The sequence below is a fragment of the Ensifer sp. YR511 genome, from assembly GCF_900103045.1.
GTDB lineage: Bacteria > Pseudomonadota > Alphaproteobacteria > Rhizobiales > Rhizobiaceae > Ensifer > Ensifer adhaerens.
Map to the genome: position 1 here is coordinate 172,576 of NZ_FNGR01000004.1, position 22,277 is coordinate 194,852.

At 63.5% G+C, this 22,277-nt stretch carries 22 protein-coding genes and 1 riboswitch; of the genes, 9 read left to right on the top strand and 13 right to left on the bottom strand.

The annotated features are described in order from the left end of the window. Positions 1 to 28: 28 nt before the first annotated feature. The 3 genes from thiQ to thiB are packed head-to-tail and all read right to left on the bottom strand — an operon-like array spanning position 29 to position 3,406. Positions 29 to 748, bottom strand: a complete 720-nt coding sequence (thiQ, locus tag BLU15_RS10265) for a thiamine ABC transporter ATP-binding protein (protein WP_060586556.1) — start codon at positions 746 to 748, stop codon at positions 29 to 31. After that, positions 745 to 2,370 (bottom strand): thiamine/thiamine pyrophosphate ABC transporter permease ThiP, encoded by a 1,626-nt coding sequence (thiP, locus tag BLU15_RS10270; protein ID WP_255380607.1) that lies wholly within the window; start codon positions 2,368 to 2,370, stop codon positions 745 to 747. Before thiP ends, thiQ begins: the two co-directional genes overlap by 4 nt. Before the next feature lie 7 nt (positions 2,371 to 2,377). Continuing rightward, complete coding sequence (gene thiB, locus BLU15_RS10275) at positions 2,378 to 3,406, bottom strand: thiamine ABC transporter substrate binding subunit (protein ID WP_090295233.1); 1,029 nt, start codon at positions 3,404 to 3,406, stop codon at positions 2,378 to 2,380. Between the two features lie 51 nt (positions 3,407 to 3,457). Then, positions 3,458 to 3,576: riboswitch (TPP riboswitch) on the bottom strand. Between the two features lie 135 nt (positions 3,577 to 3,711). Here thiB and BLU15_RS10280 point away from each other — a divergent pair. The 5 genes from BLU15_RS10280 (at position 3,712) to BLU15_RS10300 (ending at position 8,654) form a co-directional block, all read left to right on the top strand. Further along, the gene (locus BLU15_RS10280) at positions 3,712 to 4,197 is read left to right on the top strand and encodes a GNAT family N-acetyltransferase (protein WP_060586552.1); all 486 of its coding nucleotides are present in this window, start codon (positions 3,712 to 3,714) and stop codon (positions 4,195 to 4,197) included. An 84-nt stretch (positions 4,198 to 4,281) separates the two neighbouring features. Then, the gene (locus BLU15_RS10285) at positions 4,282 to 4,932 is read left to right on the top strand and encodes a thiamine diphosphokinase (protein ID WP_060586625.1); all 651 of its coding nucleotides are present in this window, start codon (positions 4,282 to 4,284) and stop codon (positions 4,930 to 4,932) included. A 3-nt stretch (positions 4,933 to 4,935) separates the two neighbouring features. Next, positions 4,936 to 6,762, top strand: coding sequence for an ABC-F family ATP-binding cassette domain-containing protein (locus tag BLU15_RS10290; protein ID WP_090295234.1), 1,827 nt, complete (start codon positions 4,936 to 4,938; stop codon positions 6,760 to 6,762). Between the two features lie 159 nt (positions 6,763 to 6,921). Next, positions 6,922 to 7,425: a MarR family winged helix-turn-helix transcriptional regulator gene (locus tag BLU15_RS10295; protein ID WP_034803154.1), complete on the top strand. Its 504-nt coding sequence runs from the start codon at positions 6,922 to 6,924 to the stop codon at positions 7,423 to 7,425. Then, a complete protein-coding gene (locus BLU15_RS10300; protein WP_060521468.1) occupies positions 7,422 to 8,654 on the top strand; it encodes a multidrug effflux MFS transporter in 1,233 nt (410 codons plus the stop codon). Before BLU15_RS10295 ends, BLU15_RS10300 begins: the two co-directional genes overlap by 4 nt. A gap of 99 nt (positions 8,655 to 8,753) precedes the next feature. Here BLU15_RS10300 and BLU15_RS10305 read toward each other — a convergent pair whose 3' ends face one another. Then, a complete protein-coding gene (locus BLU15_RS10305) occupies positions 8,754 to 9,971 on the bottom strand; it encodes an argininosuccinate synthase (protein ID WP_034802869.1) in 1,218 nt (405 codons plus the stop codon). A 171-nt stretch (positions 9,972 to 10,142) separates the two neighbouring features. Here BLU15_RS10305 and BLU15_RS10310 point away from each other — a divergent pair, with 171 nt between their 5' ends. Beyond that, positions 10,143 to 10,784 (top strand): LysE family translocator, encoded by a 642-nt coding sequence (locus tag BLU15_RS10310; protein WP_090295236.1) that lies wholly within the window; start codon positions 10,143 to 10,145, stop codon positions 10,782 to 10,784. Between the two features lie 63 nt (positions 10,785 to 10,847). On the opposite strand, the gene BLU15_RS10315 is transcribed toward BLU15_RS10310, so the two are convergent. The 7 genes from BLU15_RS10315 to BLU15_RS10345 form a co-directional block, all read right to left on the bottom strand. Further along, positions 10,848 to 11,642, bottom strand: a complete 795-nt coding sequence (locus BLU15_RS10315; protein WP_034802864.1) for an ABC transporter ATP-binding protein — start codon at positions 11,640 to 11,642, stop codon at positions 10,848 to 10,850. Further along, a complete protein-coding gene (locus BLU15_RS10320; protein WP_090295237.1) occupies positions 11,639 to 12,517 on the bottom strand; it encodes an ABC transporter permease in 879 nt (292 codons plus the stop codon). Before BLU15_RS10320 ends, BLU15_RS10315 begins: the two co-directional genes overlap by 4 nt. A gap of 209 nt (positions 12,518 to 12,726) precedes the next feature. After that, on the bottom strand, positions 12,727 to 13,680 hold the full coding sequence (locus BLU15_RS10325; RefSeq protein WP_090295239.1) for an ABC transporter substrate-binding protein: 954 nt from the start codon (positions 13,678 to 13,680) through the stop codon (positions 12,727 to 12,729). A 139-nt stretch (positions 13,681 to 13,819) separates the two neighbouring features. After that, on the bottom strand, positions 13,820 to 15,055 hold the full coding sequence (gene rlmN / locus BLU15_RS10330) for a dual-specificity RNA methyltransferase RlmN (RefSeq protein ID WP_034803143.1): 1,236 nt from the start codon (positions 15,053 to 15,055) through the stop codon (positions 13,820 to 13,822). A gap of 232 nt (positions 15,056 to 15,287) precedes the next feature. Next, positions 15,288 to 15,791 (bottom strand): invasion associated locus B family protein, encoded by a 504-nt coding sequence (locus BLU15_RS10335; protein ID WP_034803141.1) that lies wholly within the window; start codon positions 15,789 to 15,791, stop codon positions 15,288 to 15,290. Positions 15,792 to 16,188: 397 nt separating this feature from the next. Next, positions 16,189 to 16,566, bottom strand: a complete 378-nt coding sequence (locus BLU15_RS10340) for a YkvA family protein (protein WP_034802857.1) — start codon at positions 16,564 to 16,566, stop codon at positions 16,189 to 16,191. An 86-nt stretch (positions 16,567 to 16,652) separates the two neighbouring features. Then, on the bottom strand, positions 16,653 to 16,970 hold the full coding sequence (locus BLU15_RS10345) for a 4a-hydroxytetrahydrobiopterin dehydratase (protein WP_060611238.1): 318 nt from the start codon (positions 16,968 to 16,970) through the stop codon (positions 16,653 to 16,655). Between the two features lie 85 nt (positions 16,971 to 17,055). On the opposite strand from BLU15_RS10345, the gene BLU15_RS10350 reads away from it, so the two are divergent. After that, positions 17,056 to 17,532, top strand: coding sequence for a low molecular weight protein-tyrosine-phosphatase (locus tag BLU15_RS10350; RefSeq protein ID WP_090295240.1), 477 nt, complete (start codon positions 17,056 to 17,058; stop codon positions 17,530 to 17,532). Here the strand turns inward: BLU15_RS10350 and thpR are convergent. Further along, entirely contained in the window at positions 17,469 to 18,059 is a 591-nt protein-coding gene (gene thpR / locus BLU15_RS10355) for an RNA 2',3'-cyclic phosphodiesterase (protein WP_090295243.1), read from the bottom strand. The two genes, BLU15_RS10350 and thpR, sit on opposite strands and share 64 nt — an antisense overlap. Before the next feature lie 114 nt (positions 18,060 to 18,173). After that, positions 18,174 to 18,815 carry an arylesterase gene (locus BLU15_RS10360; RefSeq protein WP_090295245.1) on the bottom strand — a complete coding sequence of 214 codons (642 nt, stop codon included), beginning with the start codon at positions 18,813 to 18,815 and terminating at the stop codon, positions 18,174 to 18,176. 66 nt (positions 18,816 to 18,881) lie between these two features. Here BLU15_RS10360 and BLU15_RS10365 point away from each other — a divergent pair, with 66 nt between their 5' ends. Further along, positions 18,882 to 19,607, top strand: a complete 726-nt coding sequence (locus BLU15_RS10365; protein WP_090295445.1) for an ABC transporter ATP-binding protein — start codon at positions 18,882 to 18,884, stop codon at positions 19,605 to 19,607. Then, positions 19,604 to 22,156 carry an ABC transporter permease gene (locus BLU15_RS10370; protein WP_090295246.1) on the top strand — a complete coding sequence of 851 codons (2,553 nt, stop codon included), beginning with the start codon at positions 19,604 to 19,606 and terminating at the stop codon, positions 22,154 to 22,156. The genes BLU15_RS10365 and BLU15_RS10370 overlap by 4 nt, the downstream gene beginning before the upstream one ends. The last annotated feature ends 121 nt before the right edge of the window (positions 22,157 to 22,277 follow it).

Genomic DNA, 22,277 nt, shown 5'->3' on the forward strand with positions numbered 1-22,277 from the left:
CAAGGGCGTGGAGAATCCGATCCGTCCTTCAAGTATTGCCGAGAAAGCGGTCGATCGCCGCATTGTCCCGCCGCGCCAGGAAGCGGTCGAGGGTGTCGTTTGCGATGATACGCCCCTGGTCGAGAAAAAGCACGCCGTCGGCCAGGGCCTTCACGTCTTCGGGATGGTGTGTGATCACCAGGATCGTGTTGCCTTCCTCCTCGTGCAGTTCCCGCAGGAGCGTGCGCATGCCGGCGCGCATGCCGGGATCAAGCGCTGCGAAGGGCTCGTCGAGCAGCAGCAGGGGGCGCTTTCGCACAAGCGCGCGGGCGAGGGCGACGCGCTGGCGCTCGCCGCCTGAAAGCGTCGGCGGCAGCCTTTTCCCGAAGCCTTCGAGCCCGACGCGGCGGAGCGCGTCTTCAATCTTCTCGCGGTCGGTTGCGCTCAGCCGAAGCGCCGGGTCGATGCCGAGTCCGATGTTGGTCGCGACGTCGAGATGGGCGAAGAGGTTGTTGTCCTGGAAGATCATCGAGACCGGCCGTTCCGACGGCGCCCGATCGGCAACGTTCTCGCCGAGAATGCGCACCTCGCCGCGATCGGGATCCTCGAACCCGGCAATGAGGTGGAGCAGCGTCGATTTGCCGGAGCCCGAGGCACCGGCGACAGCGACGATGCCCCCCTTGGCGATGGTGCAATCGAAGGTGAGCTTGGCCGTTTCGAAACGGACCTCGACATCGCGCAACTCTATCGCGGGAACGGGATCGATCATGCTTTGCGTCCTTCCGGCCGGCTGTCATTGGCCGTGCCGAGGATGGTGAATATCAGGCAGAGAAGCCCGAGGAAAAGGGCGAGACCGGCGGCGTCGGCGGTGCGGTAGCTGCCCATACGGCTATAGAGCAGCCACGGCAGCGTCACCATGTCTTGGCTGCCGAAGAGAGCGACGGCGCCGAGGTCGCCGAGCGACAGCGCCATGGCGAAGGAAAGGGCCATCAATAGCGGCTTGCGCAGCGCCGGAAAGTCGATCCATCGCAGACGATCAAAACCACGAATGCCAAGGCTTGCCGTCAGCCGTTCGGACCGTGCCGCATGGGTCGCCATTGCCGGCGCGAGGATGCGGTGGACGAAGGGCAGCGCCATCAGCGCGTTGATCGCAACGACGATGGCAGGTGCAAAGCGCGCGACGTCACCGAAGGGACGCAAAAGCAGAAACCATCCGGCGCCGAGCACCACCGGCGGCACCAAGAGGATCAGCGAGGTGCTGGCACCGATGGCACCGGCAAAGCCGCGGGAGAGCGACGTCGCGTGACGCGGCGCGGTGGCGGTTGCCGCCGCCCGGATCATCACGGCTGCCATGGTGACGGAGGCGAGTGCCGAGGCGAGCGCGATTGCCGCACTCGTCCGCAGCGCCCGGTGCACCGCCGGATCGCGGGCGAGCTTCAGCAGATCGGCTTCGAGTCCGGAGATGAGAACCGCGACCAGCGGCGCGCCGAGAAACAGAAAGGCAAGCGTGATCCAGGTGCCATCACTCAGGCGCGCGATCCTTGACGCGCCATCGAAACGGCGCACAGTGCGGCCACCGGTCATGCCCTCTTCCGGCTCGGTCGCCAGATGACGAAGCAGGAGCAGCAGCAGGCCGGTCATGGCGATCTGCAGGGCTGACAGCGCGATCGCGCGCGGCGGATCGAAATCGAAACGCAGCGCCTGGTAGATCGCCACTTCGATTGTGCTGGCCGCAGGCCCGCCGCCGAGCGTCAGCACGAGGGTGAAGCTGGTGGCGCAGAGCATGAAGACGAGGCCGGCGGCACCCGGCAGGAGGCCGCGCAGCACGGGCCATTCGATGAAGCGAAAGAGTGCGCGTGACGGCATGCCGAGATTGGCGGCGCTGCGCCAGTATTCGGCGGGGATGCGCTCGAGCCCGGCCAGGAACAGGCGCGCTGCAAGCGGCATGTTGAAGAAGACGTGGGCAAGCAGGATGCCGAACAGGCCGTAAATGCTGACGGGCTGCGCGAGGCCGAGCCAGCGTAGGCCGGAATTGAGGAAACCCTGCCGCCCCCAGATCTCGATCAGCCCGAGTGCGCCAACCAGAACCGGCAGTCCGAGTGGCAGCGCCATCAAGCGCAGCAGCCAGATGCGGCCGGGGAACTGCGGTCGTCGCGCTAGCGCCCGGGCGACGGGGATGGCAAAGAGCACGGACAGCAACGTCGAGAGGGTCGCCTGCAGCAGCGTGAAGCGGGTGACGCGCCAGATGTAGGCGTCGAACAGCGCATCGTCGCTCGCGCCGCCCGTCTGGCTCAGCAAGGCGACGATCGCAAGACCGACGAAAAGGACGAAGACGCCGAGGCAGGCTGCCCCGGCGACCACTGTCATACGATTTTCGCGCAGTGCGAACAATCCGGCCTCAGTTCTTGCTCATGGCGGCAAGCCATTCGTCGATCCAGGCCTTGCGGTTCTTGGCGACGTCCTCCGAGGGCAGGAGGAAGGTGTTTTCCGGCTTGACCAGCTTATTGAAGGCGTCCGGCAGCGGCTCCTTGGTCGCTGCGACCGGCATCATCCAGTTCGTCGTCGGGATGATCGACTGGAAGTCCGGACCGGTCATGAAGGCGAGGAACTGCTTTGCCAGTTCCGGCTCCTTGGCGTTCTTGGTCATGCCGGCGACTTCGATCTGGATGTAGTGCCCTTCGGAGAAGGCAGCGGCCTGATAGCGCTCGGTGTTTTCCGCGACCATGTGGTAGGCCGGCGACGTGGTGTAGGACAGCACCATCGGCGCCTCGCCCTTGGTGAAGAGGCCATAGGCTTCCGACCAGCCGGGGGTGACGGTCAGAACGCGGTCCTTCAGCTTCGTCCAGGCGGCACCCGCCTCATCGCCATAGACGGCCTTGACCCAGAGCAGGAGGCCGAGGCCCGGCGTCGACGTACGCGGATCCTCGATGACGATCTTCTGCGACGGGTCGCCTTCTACCAGCTCCTTCAGGCTCTTCGGCGGCGTCTTCAGCGTCTCGGTGTCGTAGACGACGGCGAAGTGGCCGTAGTCATAGGGCAGGAACGTGTCGTCGGAGAAGTTGCCGGGAACGGTGACGCCGGTTGCCTCGACGCCGTGCGGCGCGAAGAAGCCCGTTGCCTTGGCTTCCGCAACGAGGTTGGTGTCGAGGCCAAGCACGATGTCGGCCTTGGAAGCCTCGCCTTCGAGCTTCAGGCGGGTGAGCAGCTCGACGCCGTCGGCCACGCCGACATAGTTGACCTTGCATTCGCAGGTCTTCTCGAAGGCTTCTGCGACCTTGGCGCCCGGGCCCCATTCGGTGATAAAGCTCTCATAGGTGTACACCGTCAGCGTCTTGTCGGCGGCGGTCGCGGCGCCGGAGAAAACAAGGCTCGCGGCCGTCGCAAGGGCTAGCCGGCTAAAGAATTTAAGTTGCGATGAATTGGACATGGCGAGGACCTCTCTCCCAAAGTTCGTTGTTGCATGGGAAAAGGGCGTATCGATCCGATCGCGTCTAATCCCTCCGCCGGTATGAGCCGGATCAGGTTCCGCGGGTTGGCGTTTTGACGCCTCTCAGCCTCCGGCCGCAATGCGGTCGGGAGGCACCCCGTTAGAGCGGCAAGAGATTTACCGCTGCCTCGGTCCCATGGCAAGCGATGTTTACGGCGAAGCAAGGGGACGCCTGGCCAGCACAATGGCTCGTGTTTGCGTATGCCGCCAACTGCGCTACACAACGGCAGCGAGGAGGAAATGTCATGCCCGATATGCTTGTTCGACTTTATGCCCTGCCGGCTGAACCTCAGTCGAAGCTTGGCCTTGGCATCAGCATTCGCCGCGCCATGGCGCCGGAGCGCCGCCTGGTCGTTTCCTGGATTGAAAAGACTTTCGGTGCCGGATGGGCGGGCGAGGCGGAAGCCGCCTTTTCCTCCACCCCGACGCGCATGCACGTCGCTGTCCATGACGAAAAGATCGTCGGCTTTTCCTGCCACGACGTAACGGCACTCGGCTTCTTCGGTCCGACCGGCGTCGACGAAAGCATGCGCGGGCAGGGGATCGGTGAGGCACTGTTGCTTGCAAGCCTCACGGCCATGCGCGAGGCCGGCTATGGCTACGCGATTATCGGCGGCGTCGGGCCGGCGAAGTTCTACGAGCGGGTGGCCGGCGCCGTCGAAATTCCGGATTCGACCCCCGGCATTTATGCCGGCATGCTTTTTCCCGATCCGGTGCCCGAGGGGCATTGATGGTCTGACCAAAATATCGAGAACCGCTCGTTCGACGGTTTTCTTCGTTTTCCTTCGGCGGTCCTTTGCGCTATGGGCTTTGCCATGGCTCGATCGACCTTCACCATTCTGCTTGGCGGCGCCCTTTCGCTGACCGACCGGCTGGCTCACCAGCTGGCCGCAAGTCGCTTCATTGCGGCTGACGGCGGCATGCGCCATGCCCGATTGCTCGGCATCGTGCCGGATGTCTGGGTCGGTGATTTCGACTCGACCGAGGAAGCCCTTCTTGCGGACTACGCCTCCGTCCCGCGCGAGCCCTATCCGGCGGCGAAGGCCGCGACGGACGGGGAGATCGCGGTCGAGGCGGCGCTGTCGCGTGGAGCCGATCGCCTGATTTTCGCCGGCGCCCTCGGCGGTACCCGCAGCGATCACGCCTTCATGCACCTGCTGCATGCCGTCGCCCTTGCCGAGCGTGGCCTTTCCGTGTTGATGACCTCGGGCGAGGAAGAGGCCTATCCGCTGCTGGCCGGCTCGCTCGACCTCGACCTACCCAAGGGCTGCCTCTTCTCGGTGCTCGGGTTGACCGAGCTTACCGGTCTTTCGATCGTCAATGCGCGCTATCCGCTCGACGATTTCACCTTGCCGTTCGGCTCGTCCCGAACCGTTTCCAACGTTGCGGAGGGTCCCCTTCGCTTCACTCTCCAGAGCGGTCGCGCCATTGTGCTCGCCCGCCCCTATGATCTTTCCGGAGCCTGAGCCTTGGCGCCTCCCATTCTGAAACTCGACGACATCTTCCTCACCTTCGGCGGCGCGCCGCTGCTAGCCGGCGCCAATTTTCAAGTCGAACCGGGCGACCGCATCTGTCTGGTCGGCCGCAACGGCTCGGGCAAGTCGACGCTGATGAAGATTGCCGCGGGCCTGGCCGAGGCGCAGTCGGGCGAAATCTTCCGCCATCCCTCCGCGACCATCCGCTATCTGCACCAGGCGCCGGATTTCGACGGCTACGACACGGTGCAGACCTATGCCGAGGCAGGACTCGGCCCGAGTGACGATCCCTATCGCGTCGCCTATCTGCTGCAGCACCTGGGGTTGACCGGCGAGGAAGACCCGAAGCGCCTTTCGGGCGGTGAGGCGCGTCGCGCGGCGCTTGCCCGTGTCATGGCGCCGGAGCCGGATATCCTGCTGCTCGACGAGCCGACCAACCATCTCGATCTGCCGACGATCGAATGGCTGGAAGACGAACTGATCCGCAGCCGTTCGGCGCTCGTTCTGATCTCGCACGACCGGCGCTTCCTGGAGAAGGTCTCGACCGCGACCGTCTGGCTCGACCGTGGCCAGTCGCGGCGGCTCGACCGCGGCTTTGCCCATTTCGAGGCTTGGCGTGACGAGGTGCTGGAGGCCGAGGAGCTGGAACAGCACAAGCTCGGCAAGGCGATCGAGCGCGAGGAACATTGGCTGCGCTACGGCGTGACCGCTCGACGCAAGCGCAACATGCGCCGCCTCGGTGAGCTGCAGACCATGCGGGCGACCTATCGCGGCCACAAGGGGCCGCAGGGAACGGTACAGGCGACGGCCGCCGACGCCAAGGAATCGGGCAAGCTGGTGATCGAGGCGGAGAAGGTCACCAAGGCCTATGGCGAGCGCACCATCGTCGCGCCGTTCTCGATCCGCGTGCACCGCGGCGACCGCATCGGTCTGGTCGGCCCGAACGGCGCCGGCAAGACGACGCTCCTGAAGATCCTGACCGGACAGATCGAGCCGGATACGGGCACGGTCAAGCTCGGCACCAATCTCGAAATCGCGACGCTTGACCAGAAGCGCGAAGACCTCAATCTCGACGACACGCTGGCGCACTACCTGACGGACGGGCGCGGCGACAACCTGCTGGTCAATGGCGAGCAGCGCCACGTCACCGGCTACATGAAGGACTTCCTGTTCCAGCCAGAGCAGGCGCGCACCCCGATCCGCGAGCTTTCGGGCGGCGAGCGCGCAAGGCTGATGCTGGCGCGCATCCTCGCGCGAGCAACCAACCTTCTGATCCTCGACGAGCCGACCAACGATCTCGACATCGAGACGCTCGACCTTTTGCAGGAGATCGTCGCCGGTTTTGCCGGAACTGTCATCCTCGTCAGCCACGACCGCGACTTCCTCGACCGCACCGTCACCTCGACGATTGCGCCGGCCAATCCGGAGGCGCCGGATGGACGCTGGATCGAGTATGCCGGCGGCTATTCCGACATGATGGCGCAGCGCAAGGGCGCGATCGAGGAGAAGCGCAAGGCCGAGAAGGCGGAAAAGGCCAAGGCCGATGCAGCCGCACCGGCCGCCGAAGCGCCGAAGGCTGCCAAGGGTAAGCTTTCCTACAAGCAGAAATTCGCGCTCGAAAACCTGCCGAAAGAGATTGCCAAGGCGGAAGCCGAGGCTGCCAAGCGCGAAGAAAAGATGGCGGACCCCAATCTTTTCACAAAAGATCCAAATGCTTTTGCGAAGCTGGCGCAGGAGCTGGAAAAGCTGCGTGCCGACCTCGCTCGCATGGAAGAGGAATGGCTGGAACTCGAAATGCTGCGCGAGGAGCTTGAGGGCTGAGACACAACAAAGACGGTCCCGCGCGGGATTGCGAAGGTAATACGTTGAATCCTTGCGAGTTTTACCGTTAAACTGGCAAGGGAAAGATGGCCTTCCGCGTTGAACGTTTTCACAGGGTATGATAAGTAAAACTTATTATATCACCTGTGAACGATCATGATGCCCTTCAAGCTAGAATCCGAAACCATTGGAATGCTTCTGACCGATGTCTCGCGCCTCTTGCGCGGGGCCTTCGACCGCAAGGTCAATGCCATGGATCTGGGCATCACGCCTGGCGAGGCGCGCACGCTGATCCAGGTGGCGCTCACCGAGGGCATCAAACAGGCCGAAATCGCCACACGCATGGGCATTGAGCCTATGACGCTGTCGGCCTATCTCGACAGGCTGGAGGCGAACGGGCTCGTCGCCCGCGTTCCCGATCCGGCGGATCGCCGCGCCAAGAATGTCGTCATCACCGAAAAGGCCGGTCCGTTGTTCAACGAGCTGATGACCGGTCTTCGCGAAATGATGGATGCCTATACGGAAGGGCTGGACTCGGAAGCGCGCGCGCTTCTCTGTTCCAACCTGCGCATCCTGCGTGACAATTTGCGTCAGCTCGATCCGTGCCTTGCCGGTAAGGAGACAGCGGAGAAGGCCGAAGTCCGGGTCGGAGCCGCGCAATGACGCGTCGCATGAGCGAGCGGCGCACAAGCATCATCGGTGCCTTCCTGGTGGCGCTCGGCCCCGTTTCCATGGCGCTGTATACGCCGGCGATGCCTGAACTGGTGCGCGCCTTCTCCTCCAGCGAAGCGGCGATCAAGATGACGCTGTCGCTCTATTTCGCCGGCTTCGCCTTTGCCCAGTTGGTGTCTGGCACGCTCTCCGATGTCATCGGTCGCCGCCGCGCGACGCTGATCTTCATGGCGATCTACCTCGTCGGTAGCCTGATGGCGGCCTTTGCGCCTTCCGTCGCGGTGCTTTTGGCCGGCCGCCTGGTGCAGGGCATCGGCGCCTCCGTCGGGATGACCGTGGCGCGGGCGATCGTGCGCGACCAGTTCACCGGGACTGAGGCCGCACGCATCATGAACATGATCGGCATGATGCTGGCCCTCGGACCCGCCGTGTCCCCGACGCTTGGCGGCTTGGCGCTCGGTCTCTTCGGGTGGCAGTCGATCTTCTTCCTGATGGTCGGCTTTGCCGCCATGGCCTGTCTCACCGTGCAGTTTTTCATGGCCGAGACCGCGACCCCGGATCCGGCCAAGGGCCACTTGAAGCCCATCCTTGCGGCCTATCGGCGGTTGGTGAGCGACAGCCGCTTCGTTTCCTCGACACTTGTGATCGGCGGAGCGGTCGGCGCACTTTATGCCTGGGCGACCATGCTGCCCTTCGTACTGATCAATGCGGTGGGGCTGACACCGACCGAGTTCGGCGTCGGCATGCTGATGCAGTCGGGCCTTTTCTTTTCGGGAACCGTGGTGGTGCGGCTGCTGATGCGGCGTTTCACGCCGCAGGCGCTGGTGCCGGCCGGCCTCGTCTTCATCGGTGCGGCCAGCCTCGCGCTTGCCTACACCATGCACATTCTGCAGCCGAGCTTCCTCTCGGTCATGCTGCCGATCGGGATTTATGCCTTCGGCATCGCCTTCGTCATGCCCTATATGATGACGGCGGCGATGGCGCCGTTTCCGGACATCGCTGGCACGGCGTCGGCAGTGATGGGTTTCGTACAGATGGGCTCGGGGCTGCTTGGTGGCGCGATCGCCGCTGCGGTCGGCGCTCCGGTGCTGGCGCTCGGCACGATCATTCCATGCTTCGGCCTCGTCTGCATCCTGAGCTATGTCTGGTATAGCCGCAATGTTCGCTCGCAGCCGCTCGCCGTGCCGGTCAAGGATCCGCTTTCGGAAGCGGCGGAGTAGAAATCTGGTGCGGCATCGGCATCGATACCGCTTCGGCCTGCATATGAAAAAGCCTCCGCGAACGGGTCGCGGAGGCTTCTTTTTTCAGAACGCGTCGTCTTAGCGGTTGCGCGCGGCCAGCGTGCGCAGGCGCAGCGCGTTGAGCTTGATGAAGCCGGCGGCATCCTTCTGGTCGTAGGCGCCCTGGTCGTCCTCGAAGGTGACGAGCTTGTCGGAGTAGAGCGACTTGTCGCTCTCACGGCCGATGACCATGACGTTGCCCTTGTAGAGCTTCAACGTCACTTCGCCTTCGACATGCTCCTGGCTCTTGTCGATTGCGGCCTGCAGCATCTCGCGCTCCGGTGAGAACCAGAAGCCGTAATAGATCAGCTCGGCGTAGCGCGGCATCAGCTCGTCCTTGAGGTGGGCGGCGCCGCGGTCGAGCGTGATGCTCTCGATTGCGCGGTGCGCGGAGAGCAGGATGGTGCCGCCGGGGGTCTCGTAGACGCCGCGCGACTTCATGCCGACGAAGCGGTTCTCGACGAGGTCGAGACGGCCGATGCCGTTGTCGCGGCCGTACTCGTTGAGCTTGGCAAGCAGGGTTGCCGGCGACAGGCGTACGCCGTTGATCGAGACGGCGTCACCGCGCTCGAAGCCGATCTTGATGACGGTGGCCTGGTCGGGAGCGGCTTCCGGCGAGATCGTGCGCATGTGCACGTACTCAGGGGCTTCCAGTGCCGGGTCTTCGAGAACCTTGCCCTCGGAGGAGGAGTGCAGCAGGTTGGCGTCGACGGAGAACGGCGCTTCGCCCTTCTTGTCCTTGGCAACCGGGATCTGATGCTTCTCGGCGAATTCGAGCAGGTCGGTGCGGCTCTTGAACGACCAGTCGCGCCACGGCGCGATGATCTTGATGTCCGGGTTCAGCGCATAGGCCGAAAGCTCGAAGCGAACCTGGTCGTTGCCCTTGCCGGTCGCGCCATGGGCGATCGCGTCGGCGCCGGTCTTCTTGGCGATATCGATCAGGTGCTTGGAGATCAGCGGGCGGGCGATCGAGGTGCCGAGCAGGTAAACGCCTTCATAGACGGCGTTGGCGCGGAACATCGGGAAGACGAAATCCTTGACGAATTCCTCGCGGACGTCCTCGATGTAGATCTCCTTGATGCCGAGCATTTCGGCCTTCTTGCGGGCCGGCTCGAGCTCTTCGCCCTGGCCGAGGTCGGCGGTGAAGGTGACGACTTCCGCGCCGAGTTCGGTCTGCAGCCACTTCAGGATGATCGAGGTGTCGAGACCGCCCGAATAGGCGAGAACGACCTTTTTCACGTCTTTATGCGATGCCATGGTTTCCGTCCGTCTGGTCTTGGGGAGGGCGGCGATGCCGCGTGCAAATCTGCGGCACTTTAGCCAGAACCTGCGGCGATACAAGCGCTAGAACGCTTGACGATGCGAATCCGCTGGCAAAAGCGCAGGCGCAGGATTACTGGAGGCGACCCCCGTGCCGAGGAAACGACGATGGACTTCATTCCCAGCCTGCCGGCCCTCCTGACCTTTGCCGCTGCGACGCTGCTTCTGGCGGCCACACCCGGTCCGGACATGACGCTTTCGATCAGCCGGGCGCTCGCCCAGGGCAAGAAGGCCGCGCTCTTCGTCGTGCTCGGCACCAGCTTCGGCATCGTCGTGCATACGCTGCTCGTCGCGTTCGGCATCTCGGCGCTGATCACCGCCTCGCCAACCGCATTCACCATCCTCAAGACCGGCGGTGCCGCCTACCTGCTCTGGCTTGCGGTGCAGGCGATGCGCTTCGGCTCCAGCATTTCGGTGCAGAAGGTCGAGCCGACGGAAGGCAAGGCGCTTGCCAACATCTCGGCCGGCTTCTGGGTGAACCTGTTGAACCCCAAGGTCATCATCTTCTTCATGACCTTCCTGCCGCAGTTCGTCAGCGCCGATGATCCCTCGGTCACCGGCAAGCTTCTGTTCCTCGGCCTGTTCTTCATCGCCATCGGCATGCCGGTGAACATGCTGGTCGTCTTCACCGCCGACTGGCTTGCCTCCTGGCTGCAGCGCAATAAGGGCGTGATGCGGGCACTTAATTTCAGCTTCGCCGGCGTCTTCTCGGTGTTTGCGGTGAAGATTTTCATGACGACGGCTCGGTAAACAAAAACAAAAAGCCCGGACATCTTGGATGCCCGGGCCTTGTTATGAATTAGTCTTCTGTACTCAGCCGATCAGCAGCGCATCGTCGTCGAGCGTCTGGCCGCGGATGCGGCGGAACATGGCGATCAGGTCCTCGACCTGCAGTTCCTTGCGGCTGTCGCCGGCGACGTCGAGCACGATCTCGCCGCCGTGGAGCATGATGGTGCGGTGGCCGTAGTCGAGTGCCTGGCGCATCGAATGGGTGACCATCATCGTCGTCAGCTTTCGCTCCGAGACGATCTTCTGCGTCAGGTTCATCACGAACTCGGCCATGCCAGGGTCGAGGGCTGCCGTATGCTCGTCGAGCAGCAGCACTTCGGAGCCTGCGAGCGTCGCCATGACCAGCGAGACCGCCTGGCGCTGGCCGCCGGACAGAAGGTCCATGCGGTCGCCCATGCGGTTTTCAAGGCCGAGGTTGAGCTCGGCGATACGCTCGCGGAAATGTTCGCGGCGCTTCGGGCCGAGCGCGGCTGTGAGGCCGCGAGCCTCGCCACGTTTGGCAGCAAGCGCCAGGTTTTCCTCGATCGAGAGCGCGCCGCAGCTGCCGGTCAGCGGATCCTGGAAGACGCGAGCGACGAGGCCCGCGCGCGCAGCGGTACCCTTGCGGCTGACGTCTGTCTTGCCGATCGTCACCTGGCCGGCACTCGGCAGCACGTCGCCGGCGAGCACGCCGAGCAACGTCGACTTGCCGGCGCCGTTGGAGCCAATGACGGTGACGAAGGAGCCCTGCTCGATCGTCAGGCTGACGCCGTTCAGCGCCTGCTTCTGCAGCGGCGTGCCCTTGCCGAAGATGACCTCGATGTTGTTGACGCTGATCATGCCGCACCTCCACGACGCAGACGGGGAAGGACGAGGGCGAAGGTGACGAGTGCCGCGGTCACGAAGTTGAGGTCGGAGGCCTGCAGGCCGAGCATGTCGGTCGACAGCGCCAGCTGGATCGATATGCGGTAGAGGATCGAGCCGAGCACGCAGCCGATCAGCGCAATCAGGATGCCGCGGGCACCGAGCAGCGTCTCGCCGATGATGACCGCCGCAAGCCCGACGACGATGGTGCCGACACCCGAGGTGACGTCGGCAAAGCCGTTGGTCTGGGCGAACAAAGCGCCACCGAAGGCGACGAGCGCGTTGGAGATTGCCATGCCGAGATAGATCTGGCGGTTGGTGTCGACGCCCTGTGCGCGGGCCATGCGGGCATTGGCGCCAGTGGCGCGCATCGCAAGGCCGGCATCGCTCTCAAGGAAGCGCCAGACGATGATGACGGCGACGACCACGAGCACGCCGATAAACAGCGGCCGGACGTAGAAATCGCGCAAGCCGAGGCCGTAGAAGGGTGACAGCATCGTGTCGGCGTTGATCAGCGCGACGTTCGGCTTGCCCATGACGCGCAGGTTGACCGAGAACAGCGCGATCATCGTCAGGATCGAGGCGAGCAGGTTGAGGATCTTGAAGCGCACGTTGAGCATCGCCGTGACGATGCCGGCTGCGGCACCCGCGACCATCGCCACGCAGGCGGCAAGCCACGGATTGACGCCGGCGATGATCAGCACCGCGGTGACGGCGGCGCCCAGCGGAAACGATCCGTCGACCGTGAGGTCGGGAAAATCGAGAACCCGGAATGCGAGAAAGACGCCGAGGGCAACGAAGGCATAGACCAGCCCCAGCTCCACGGCTCCCCAGAAAGCAATTAGACTCAACCCCAGACCCTCTTTTCTACCTGTCGCGCCTGATTGTGCTTATGAGCGCGACGCTCCCGCTTGGCACATGGGGCGCACGGCCGGGCGCATGTGCGGCTTAGAAACTTGGAGCGGCCTCCGGTGTTCCGGGCCCCTCATAGCGAACCGCCCCCGTATGGAACGGAGGCGGGCAAAACGCAACAAACTTGAACCTGAAAAGGCCGAAAGCCTTATTCAACGACGCGGGTTGCGCGCTTTACGACACTTTCCGGAAGGGTGACGCCCATTTTCTCGGCGGCCTTCTTGTTGATCACCAGGTCGGAACCGGCAGCAACCTTGACGCCGATATCGCCCGGGTTTTCGCCCTTGAGGATGCGAACGACGATTTCGCCAGTCTGCTTGCCGACGTCGTAGTAGTTGAAGCCGAGGGCTGCGAGCGAGCCGCGGGCAACCGAGTCCGTGTCGGCGGTGAAGAGCGGCAGCTTGGCTTCTTCGGCGACGGCGACGGCACCTTCAAGTGCGGAGATGATCGTGTTGTCGGTGGGCACGTAAATCGCATCGGCGCGGCCGACGAGGGCACGGGCAGCACCCTGGACTTCAGCCGACTTGGTCGCGGCGGACTCGACGACGGTCAGGCCGGCCTTTTCGGCCTCGGTCTTCAGCACCGCGAGCAGCGAAACGGAGTTGGCTTCGCCGGAATTGTAGAGGTAGCCGATCGACTTGGCGTTCGGCAGGATTTCCTTGATCAGGGCAACGTGTTCGGCAACCGGCGACATGTCGGAGAGGCCAGTGACGTTACCGCCGGGCTTGTCCATGTCCTTGACCAGTTGGGCGCCGACCGGGTCGGAAACGGCGGTGAAGACGACCGGGATATCGCGGGTCGAGGAGACGACCGCTTGGGCCGACGGCGTCGAGATCGGAACGATCACGTTCGGCGCTTCGCCTGCGAACTGGCGGGCGATCTGCGCGGCGGTCGCCGGGTTGCCCTGGGCCGACTCGTAGATGAATTTGAGGTTCTCGCCTTCCTTGTAGCCGGCGGCGGTCAGCGCGTCCTTCACGCCGTCGCGTGCCGCGTCGAGTGCCGGATGCTCGACGATCGCGGTTACGGCGACGGTCACCTCATCGGCACGGGCGGGCAGGGTGAATGCCACCGTGGCGGCAAGGGCGATGAGAAGTGAGCGCATGGGTTGTCCTCCAATTGATGTCCCGCTTTCTTAGGAAACCGATGACATGAAATCAATCGATAGGAACTGCATCACCCATCAAAGTTCTTCATCGATGGGTGATGGGCGAGGAACGAAGGACCCGAGGAGGCGCTTCGTCTCAATCTTCGCCGTGATTGGCGATCATCATCGCTTCGAAGGCGAGGCGGTCGACCTTGCGCATGCGTTCGGATTCCGACTTCAGCTGGCCGCAGGCGGCAAGGATGTCGCGGCCGCGTGGTGTGCGGATCGGCGAGGCGTAGCCGGCCTGGTTGATGAAGTCGGCAAACTTCTCGATGTGCTCCCAGTCGGAACACTGGTAGTTGGTGCCCGGCCAGGGGTTGAAGGGGATGAGGTTGATCTTTGCGGGCACACCCTTCAGGAGCTTCACCAACTGCTTGGCGTCTTCGAGGCTGTCGTTGACGTCCTTCAGCATCACGTATTCGAAGGTGATGCGGCGGGCGTTGGAAAGGCCGGGATAGGCGCGGCAGGCGTCCATCAGTTCCTTCAGCGGGTACTTCTTGTTGATCGGCACCAGCATGTCGCGCAGGTCGTCGCGCACGGCATGCAGCGAGATCGCCAGCATGACGCCGATCTCTTCGCCGGTGCGATAGATTTCCGGCACGATGCCTGAGGTCGACAGCGTGATGCGGCGCTTGGACAGCGACAGGCCTTCGCCGTCAGAGGCGATCAGAAGGGCGGTCTTGACCTGCTCGAAATTATAGAGCGGCTCGCCCATGCCCATCATCACGATGTTGGTGATCTTGCGGCCTTCAGCCGGCACGATCGCGCCCTGCGGGGTGTCGCGCTCCGGGAAGTCGCCGAGCCGGTCGCGGGCAAGCAGCAGCTGCGCGAGGATTTCCTCGGCCGTCAGGTTGCGCACCAGCTTCTGGGTGCCGGTGTGACAGAAGGAGCAGGTGAGCGTGCAGCCGACCTGGCTCGAAATGCAGAGCGTGCCGCGGCCTTCCTCGGGAATGTAGACGGTCTCGATCTCGACCGGTCGTCCGGCCCCGCGCGCCGGGAAGCGCAACAGCCACTTGCGGGTGCCGTCGCCGGAAATCTGTTCCTCGACGATCTCCGGGCGCGCGATGGTGAAATGCTGCTTCAGCATCTCGCGCATGTCCTTGGACACGTTCGTCATGTGATCGAAGTCGGAGACGCCACGCACGTAGAGCCAGTGCCAGAGCTGGCTGACGCGCATCTTGACCTGGCGTTCCGGCACGCCCTTTTCGACCAGTGCCTTGGCCATGTCCTCGCGCAGAAGTCCGATCAGCGACGGCTTTTCCGCCTCTACGGCTGCGCGCACCTGCGGCGCCTTGGCGATTTCCACCCGGTTCAGAATTTCAGTGGCTGCCATGCTCATGATGTCCTGTCATACGGCGAGAGGCCGTCCGGGGAGCGGGTCCGGAAATCGTCCTGATGCGCGAATTGAAATCGGTCGAGCCATCGAAAGCGGCCTATCGGGGCGCGGAGGCTCTCAAGTTGGCCGCCCTTTAGCATTGTTTTGGCCGGGAGTCACGAGGCAGGCCCCTTGAACGCAAAAGGCCGGCTTTGCAGCCGGCCCCTACGCGTGACTTTCGGTCTCGCGATTACTTGCAGGCTTCGATCTGCTTCAGCGCAGCGGAGATGCCCGAGAGCGAGTAGGAGTAGGAGGTCGCGGTACCCTTGCGCGACTTGGCGTTGACCGACATGGCCTTGCCGTTCTTCATGGCGGCAACCAGTGCCGGCTCTTCGGCAGCATTTTCGACCCAGGCCGAATTGCCCTTGGTGAACATCACGAAGGTGCGGCCGTCGATGACGACGTTGACCTTGGAGTTCTCCTGCAGCGCATAGCCCATCATTGCCTGAGGCTCGTAGCTGATGTTCTGGCCGGGGCGCTGGGAAACGAGGAAGAAGATGTCGCCATGGTCGACGCCGGCCGGGCTCTTTTCCTTCGGAACCGAAAGGACGTAGCAGACCTTGCCGCCGCCGGCATTGTAGGAATAGGCGCCCCAGGCGTTGAACTGCTGGATGCGCGTCGGAGACTGGGCGGCAGCCATGCTGGCGGTGGCCAGAACGAGTGCGATTGCGGTTGCGATCTTTCTTACAAACATGAGGTCCTGCCGCTTTTCTTGCTTTTCGATCACCCGAAACAGGTCAGACGGGCGACGCGTAGTCATGATTTGATTTGTTTTGACTTAATTCAGGTTACCAAACCGTCAACGGTGGCCGAAAACCGCGGCTTTAGCCCCGAAATGGAGCGGTTTGCCCCATCGCACAGTGCCTTTCGACCGCCGATTCGCGCCTTCGCCGAACCGGGCTCGATCGAGGATGCGCGTTACCTCGGAATGCCCGTTCCAGAAGGTTTCCTGCCCCAAGCCATTGCATGGCGTCAGCCGCACCAAAGCGCGCGACCAGCGTCACTTGCAGATCTATGCCACAAAGAATTAGGCAAGAGTTTGACTTTCGGGCGGGAATGCGGCGCCACAACCGGACAGGCGGCGTCCGACGTCAGCTCTCCGGCGTATCGGCCAGCGTCTCATCGGCCTTGGTATAGTGCGTTTCCTTGATCTGCCCGCTGATGGCAGCAAAGGCCGCGGTCAAGACGGCAACGTCATCGGAGAAGCCGACGACGGCCAGCACGTCGGGGATGATATCGATCGGCAGCACGAAATAGGCGAGGGCTGCAAGCAGGATGCCGCGGGTGCGTGTCGGGGTCTTCGGATCGATGGCGCAGTAATAGGCGGCAACCAGGTCGCGGCTGAATGGGATCTGGCGGGCAGCTCGGCGAAAGGTCGGCCAGAAGCGGCGCTTCACGCGCTTTTCCCGCCGCTCCTGCTCGGATTCTTCGCCAGGCAAGAGAATTTCACCAATCTTGATGTCGTCCATCGTCCCGCTTCCGCTATATTCTCGGCCGCCAGGCGTTCTCGTGAACGCGCGGCGCTCCGGCGCTTTCAATATGGGAATTCCGCGTCCTATTTCAAATGATCGGGCATGCGGCCTGACGCTGCCTTGTCCATGCGCGCCGCCAGCTTGAAGTCGAGTTCGCTCAATCCGCCGGCGTCATGGGTCGTCAGCGTCACGTCGACGCGATTGTAGACGTTGAACCATTCCGGGTGATGGTTGAGCTTCTCGGCGACGATCGCGCATTCGGTCATGAAGCCGAAGGCCTCGACGAAGTTCTTGAAGCGGAACGCCTTCCAGATCGAGTTGCCGTCTTCGGCCCGCACCCACCCTTCCATCTTGTGAAGGTTGTCGGCAATCGTCGCCTCGTCCAGTCTCTCCGCTGCCATCGCTTGTCTCCTCCCATGCGCCTGTTCGAAGCCCGAGCTGTCGCGTATAAGCGTCAACTGTCTCCAGCCTTCGAATCTGAATAGCATGAAACCGGTCAGAGTTCTTTTCGTTTGTCTCGGCAACATCTGCCGGTCGCCGCTTGCCGAGGGCGTGTTGCGCGCATTGGCGAAGCAAGAGGGATTGGCTGTAGCGCTGGAGATCGATTCGGCCGGAACCGGCGCCTGGCATATCGGCGATCCGCCGGACCGGCGATCGATAGAGACGGCGCGGCGGCACGGCATCGATATTTCTACACTGCGCGGACGCCAGGTGGCGGCGGCAGATTTCAGTGATTTCGACCTCATCCTCGGCATGGACGAGAACAATGTCCGCACGCTGAAAAGGCTCGCGCCGGATGGCACGGCGCAGAAGGTGCATCTCTTTCTCGATTATGCGTCAGGCGACCTGCGGGACGTGCCGGATCCCTATTACGAAGGGCGGGAAGCCTTCGAGGCGCTTTACCAGATGCTGGAGGCCGGATGTTCGTCGTTGCTCGAAAGGCTCGGCGAACGCACCTCGTGAAGCGGGAAAAGCTCTTCCGTCAGGTACGGTCCGCCGCCGACTGAATCGCGCGACGAGAGCAGCACGAAGCGGGAGACCGTGAAGAGCGAGGTCATGAAGTTGCCGCGCCCCGAGAGGTACTCGACCACGTCTTCGACACGGCTGGAGCGCAGCCGCGCCAGCGTCACGTGCGGGGTGAACTTGCGCGGGTCCGGCCCCAGTCCGAGCCTTTGGCAGATGCGCTCGATTTCGGCCTGCAGCGCATACATTTCCGGATGGTTGGTAACGCCGGCCCAGACCGAGTGCGGCTTCTTCGAGCCGAATGCGCCGGTGCCGTTCAGTTGCAGTTGGAATTCAGGACGTTCGATGCGATCGAGCTTGTCGATGATCTCGTCGGCGGTGCGCCAGTCGACGTCACCGATGAAGCGCAGGGTGATGTGGTAGTTCTCCACATCGATCCAGCGAGCTCCGGGAAGACCTCCGCGCAGCAATGAAAGACTCATTGCAGCATTGCGCGGAATTTCGAGGGCGGTGAATAGTCTCGGCATGGCGAGCTCCCCGAATCTCTTGCAGATGTCTTAGCGAATCACGCATCGCATCTGCACGCAACTGGTATTTGACGCTTCAGAATATTAACGTTGCCTTAACTGTGGACGATGTCATCACTCCGTCTTGTTCAGCGTTGCCAGAAACCGCTCGACGACGGGCAGGGCCTTCTCGACCATGACGCCGACGCCGTCGCCATTGGGATGCATGCCGTCTTCGAGCTTGAGCTTGGCCTCCGTCACCACGCCGTCGAGAAAGAACGGATAGAGTTCCAGCCCATATTTTTTGGCGAGTTCCGGATAGATCGGGTTGAAGCGGGCGGCGTAGTCGCCGCCCATGTTCGGCGGCGCCATCATGCCGGCGAGCAGCACGGCGATGCCGCGGTCCTTCAGCCGGGTGATCATCGCCTCGATGTTCTTGCGGGTCTCTTCAGGCGCGATGCCGCGCAGCGCGTCGTTGGCGCCAAGCTCGAGGATCACGCCATTGGTACCATCCGGCACCGACCAGTCGATGCGGGCAAGACCGCCGGAACTCGTGTCGCCGGAAACGCCGGCGTTCGCGATCGTCACGTCGAAGCCCTTTTCCTTCAGCGCCTTTTCGAGCCGAGCCGGGAAGGCGTCCTCCGGCGGGAGCTGATAACCCGCCATCAGGCTGTCGCCGAACCCGATCAGGCTGATCGTCTCGGCGCGTGCGGTGCATGATAACGCAAATGTCATCATCAGTGCCAAGAAAACCCGTTGAAATCCTTTTAATGCCATGGGCCTGTTCCTAAATCCCGAATGCCGTTTCTGTTCCCCACTTCGTTTCATATAGGGTTGTTTCGCTTGGCCAGCACCATCATCGAACTTAAAAACGCGGATCTGACGCTGGGCGAGGCGGCCGCCTCGGTGCATGTGCTGAAAGGCATGAGCCTGACGATCAATGCCGGAGAATCGGTCGGCATCGTCGGCCCGTCCGGTTCAGGCAAGTCGACTTTGCTAATGGTGCTTGCCGGGCTCGAGCGGCTGGATCGCGGCGAGATCGTCATCGACGGCACGCCGCTGCACCGGCTCGACGAGGACCGGGTGGCGGACTTTCGCGGGCGCAACATCGGCATCGTCTTCCAGTCCTTCCACCTCATTCCCAACATGACGGCACTCGAAAACGTCGCCGTGCCGCTCGAACTGGCCAATGTGTCGGGCGCCTTCGAGATCGCGCGCAAGGAGCTTGTCGCCGTCGGCCTCGGCGAGCGGCTCAGCCATTATCCCGGCCAGCTCTCGGGCGGCGAGCAGCAGCGCGTTGCGATCGCCCGGGCGCTTGCGCCCTCGCCGAAGCTTCTGATCGCCGACGAACCAACCGGCAACCTCGACGCTGAAACCGGACGGCAGATCGCCGATCTGCTTTTCGCCGAACAGCGTGACCGCGGCATGACACTCGTGCTCGTGACCCATGACGCCGCCCTTGCCGACCGCTGCGCGCGGCAGGTGCGGGTGCGCTCGGGCGAGATCGTTGCCGGCGGCGCCGCGGACCCCGTGGCCGTGGCGCCGGTCCAGCAGGCGGCCTCGGCATGATCGGCGCGCCTTCGGTACGGCTGCGGCCGCTGCTTGCCCTGCGGCTGGCGCTGCGTGAAATGCGCGGCGGGCTCAAGGGCTTCTACATCTTCCTCGCCTGCATTGCGCTGGGTACGGCGGCGATTGCCGGCGTCAATTCGCTGTCGCAATCGATCACAGCGACGATCGCATCGCAGGGTCAGGAACTGCTCGCCGGCGATATTCGCTTCGAGCTTAACAATCGTGTCGCAACGACCGAAGAGCGCGCCTATCTCGATGGTCTTGGAACCGTTGCGGTTTCCGCTGGCCTGAGATCTATGGCGCGGCTGCCCGACGGTTCCAATCAAGCCCTGGTGGAACTGAAGGCCGTCGAAGCGGCCTATCCGCTCTATGGCACGCTGGAGAGCGAACCCGACAGGCCGCTGCACGACCTCATCGCACGCGACGGCGACGTCTTCGGTGCGGTCGTGGCGCCTCTGCTGCTCGACCGCCTGGACGTTAAGGTCGGAGACGAAATCCTTCTCGGCAACGCCCGTGTCCGGATCGCCGGCACGATCACGCGCGAGCCGGATGCGCTTTCCGACGGCTTCGGCTTCGCGCCCCGCCTGATGGTCTCGGACGAAGCCCTGGCGGCGACGGGACTGGTGCAGACCGGAAGCCTCGTCGAGCACACATACAAGGTGAAGCTCGCCGATCCGGCAGGGGTTGCGGCCGTTCGCACCGAGGCGGAGAAAAGCCAGCCGGCAGCCGGCTGGTCGATCCGCACCAGCGGCAACGCAGCACCGGCGCTGACGGCCAACATCACGCGTTTCTCGCAGTTCCTGACGCTTGTCGGCCTGACGGCGCTCATCGTCGGCGGCGTCGGCGTCGCCAATGCGGTGCGCGCCTATCTCGATGCCAAGCGCAGCGTGATCGCGACCTTCAAATGCCTGGGCGCGCCCGCTGCGTTGGTGGCGATGATCTATCTCGCACAGATCCTGATGATCGCCTTGATCGGCATCGTTATCGGGCTCGCGCTCGGAGCTCTGATCCCCTTTGTCGCGGCGCAGTTTTTGGCCGACCTGTTGCCGATTTCGACCGCCTTCCATCTCTATCCGGGCGCGCTCGGGCTTGCCGCCCTGTTCGGCGTGCTGACGGCGCTGACCTTCGCCATCCTGCCGCTCGGACGGGCGCGCGCCATTCCTGCGACCGCACTCTCCCGCCAGCAGGGTTTCGATCCCTCGGGTTTTCCGGCCTGGCCCTATCTGCTCGGCGCCGTCGCGTGTCTTGCCGCGCTCGCCGGCCTGGCGATCTTTACGGCTTACGACCGCTATATTTCGCTCGTCTTCCTCGGCGCGATTGCCTTCGCCTTCATCGTGCTCAGGGCCGTTGCGCTCGCGATCGCCTGGCTCGCGCGCCGCAGCCCGCGGGTCAATTCGCCGGCTCTCAGACTGGCGATCGGCAACATTCACCGTCCGGGTGCGCTGACCTCCTCGGTGGTGCTGTCGCTTGGGCTCGGTCTGGCGCTTCTGGTGACGCTGGCGCTGATCGACGGCAATCTGCGCCGCGAACTCACCGGAAGCATGGCGGAGCGAGCGCCGAATTTCTTCTTCGTCGATATCCAGGGCAGCGAGATTGAAGGTTTCCGCTCGGTGCTGAACCAGGCGATCCCGAAGGGCAAGGTCATCGAGGTGCCGATGCTGCGCGGCCGCATCACCGCCTTCAACGGTGAGGACGTGAACAGCCGCAACGTGCCGCCTGCAGGCCAATGGGTGCTGCGCGGCGACCGCGGTATCACCTACGCCAAGAACAAGCCGGAGAATTCGACGCTGTCCGAAGGTGCCTGGTGGCCGGCCGACTACAGCGGCGAACCCCTGGTTTCCTTCTCGTCCGAGGAGGCCGGCGAACTCGGCCTGAAGATCGGCGATACGGTCACCGTCAATGTGCTCGGCCGCAACATCACCGCCAAGATTGCCAACTTCCGCAATGTCGAGTGGGAATCGCTGTCGATCAACTTCGTCATGGTGTTCTCGCCGAACACCTTTGCCGGCGCGCCGCATGCCTGGCTGGCGACTGTGATCGATCCGTCGGCGACGCCGGAAGAGGAGGCGGCGGTCCTGAAGGCCGTCACCAATGCCTATCCGACGATCACCAGCGTACGGGTGAAGGACGCTCTCGACATTGTGAATGGGCTGCTCGGTCAGCTGGCAACGGCGATCCGGGCGGCCGCGGCCGTGGCGCTCGTCGCCTCCGTGCTGGTGCTGGCCGGCGCGCTTGCGGCCGGCAACCGGGCGCGCGTCCATGATGCGGTGGTCCTGAAGACGCTGGGGGCAACGCGGGTGACGCTGATCAAGGCGTTCAGCTACGAATACGCGATCCTCGGTCTTGCAACCGCAGTTTTTGCGCTGTTTGCCGGCGGTATCGCCGCCTGGTTCGTCGTCAACCGCATCATGACGCTGCCGTCGAGCTTCCTGCCCGACGTGGCGATCGTGACGGTTGTGGCAGCGCTGGTGATGACGGTCGGCATCGGACTTGCCGGTACATGGCGCATTCTCGGGCAGAAGGCGGCGCCGGTCCTGCGCGAACTTTGACCGGGCCGAGTTAACCGTAAATCCCTATTGCGCCGGTCTGAATCGGTCCAGTGCAACGGAATCCGGGAGTGCCGGGTCTTGTGTGCAGCGGGTTTCGGCATCATATTTGTCCACAGGCATG

Coding starts and splice junctions, on each gene's coding strand:
- rlmN (WP_034803143.1), bottom strand. CDS start 15,055: ATGGCAGCCACTGAAATTCTGAACCGGGTGGAAATCGCCAAGGCGCCG.
- BLU15_RS10310 (WP_090295236.1), top strand. CDS start 10,143: ATGGACTTCATTCCCAGCCTGCCGGCCCTCCTGACCTTTGCCGCTGCG.
- BLU15_RS10350 (WP_090295240.1), top strand. CDS start 17,056: ATGAAACCGGTCAGAGTTCTTTTCGTTTGTCTCGGCAACATCTGCCGG.
- BLU15_RS10345 (WP_060611238.1), bottom strand. CDS start 16,970: ATGGCAGCGGAGAGACTGGACGAGGCGACGATTGCCGACAACCTTCAC.
- BLU15_RS10295 (WP_034803154.1), top strand. CDS start 6,922: ATGCCCTTCAAGCTAGAATCCGAAACCATTGGAATGCTTCTGACCGAT.
- BLU15_RS10300 (WP_060521468.1), top strand. CDS start 7,422: ATGACGCGTCGCATGAGCGAGCGGCGCACAAGCATCATCGGTGCCTTC.
- thiB (WP_090295233.1), bottom strand. CDS start 3,406: ATGTCCAATTCATCGCAACTTAAATTCTTTAGCCGGCTAGCCCTTGCG.
- BLU15_RS10340 (WP_034802857.1), bottom strand. CDS start 16,566: ATGGACGACATCAAGATTGGTGAAATTCTCTTGCCTGGCGAAGAATCC.
- BLU15_RS10285 (WP_060586625.1), top strand. CDS start 4,282: ATGGCTCGATCGACCTTCACCATTCTGCTTGGCGGCGCCCTTTCGCTG.
- BLU15_RS10370 (WP_090295246.1), top strand. CDS start 19,604: ATGATCGGCGCGCCTTCGGTACGGCTGCGGCCGCTGCTTGCCCTGCGG.
- BLU15_RS10360 (WP_090295245.1), bottom strand. CDS start 18,815: ATGGCATTAAAAGGATTTCAACGGGTTTTCTTGGCACTGATGATGACA.
- BLU15_RS10280 (WP_060586552.1), top strand. CDS start 3,712: ATGCCCGATATGCTTGTTCGACTTTATGCCCTGCCGGCTGAACCTCAG.
- thiQ (WP_060586556.1), bottom strand. CDS start 748: ATGATCGATCCCGTTCCCGCGATAGAGTTGCGCGATGTCGAGGTCCGT.
- thpR (WP_090295243.1), bottom strand. CDS start 18,059: ATGCCGAGACTATTCACCGCCCTCGAAATTCCGCGCAATGCTGCAATG.
- BLU15_RS10305 (WP_034802869.1), bottom strand. CDS start 9,971: ATGGCATCGCATAAAGACGTGAAAAAGGTCGTTCTCGCCTATTCGGGC.
- BLU15_RS10335 (WP_034803141.1), bottom strand. CDS start 15,791: ATGTTTGTAAGAAAGATCGCAACCGCAATCGCACTCGTTCTGGCCACC.
- BLU15_RS10325 (WP_090295239.1), bottom strand. CDS start 13,680: ATGCGCTCACTTCTCATCGCCCTTGCCGCCACGGTGGCATTCACCCTG.
- BLU15_RS10315 (WP_034802864.1), bottom strand. CDS start 11,642: ATGATCAGCGTCAACAACATCGAGGTCATCTTCGGCAAGGGCACGCCG.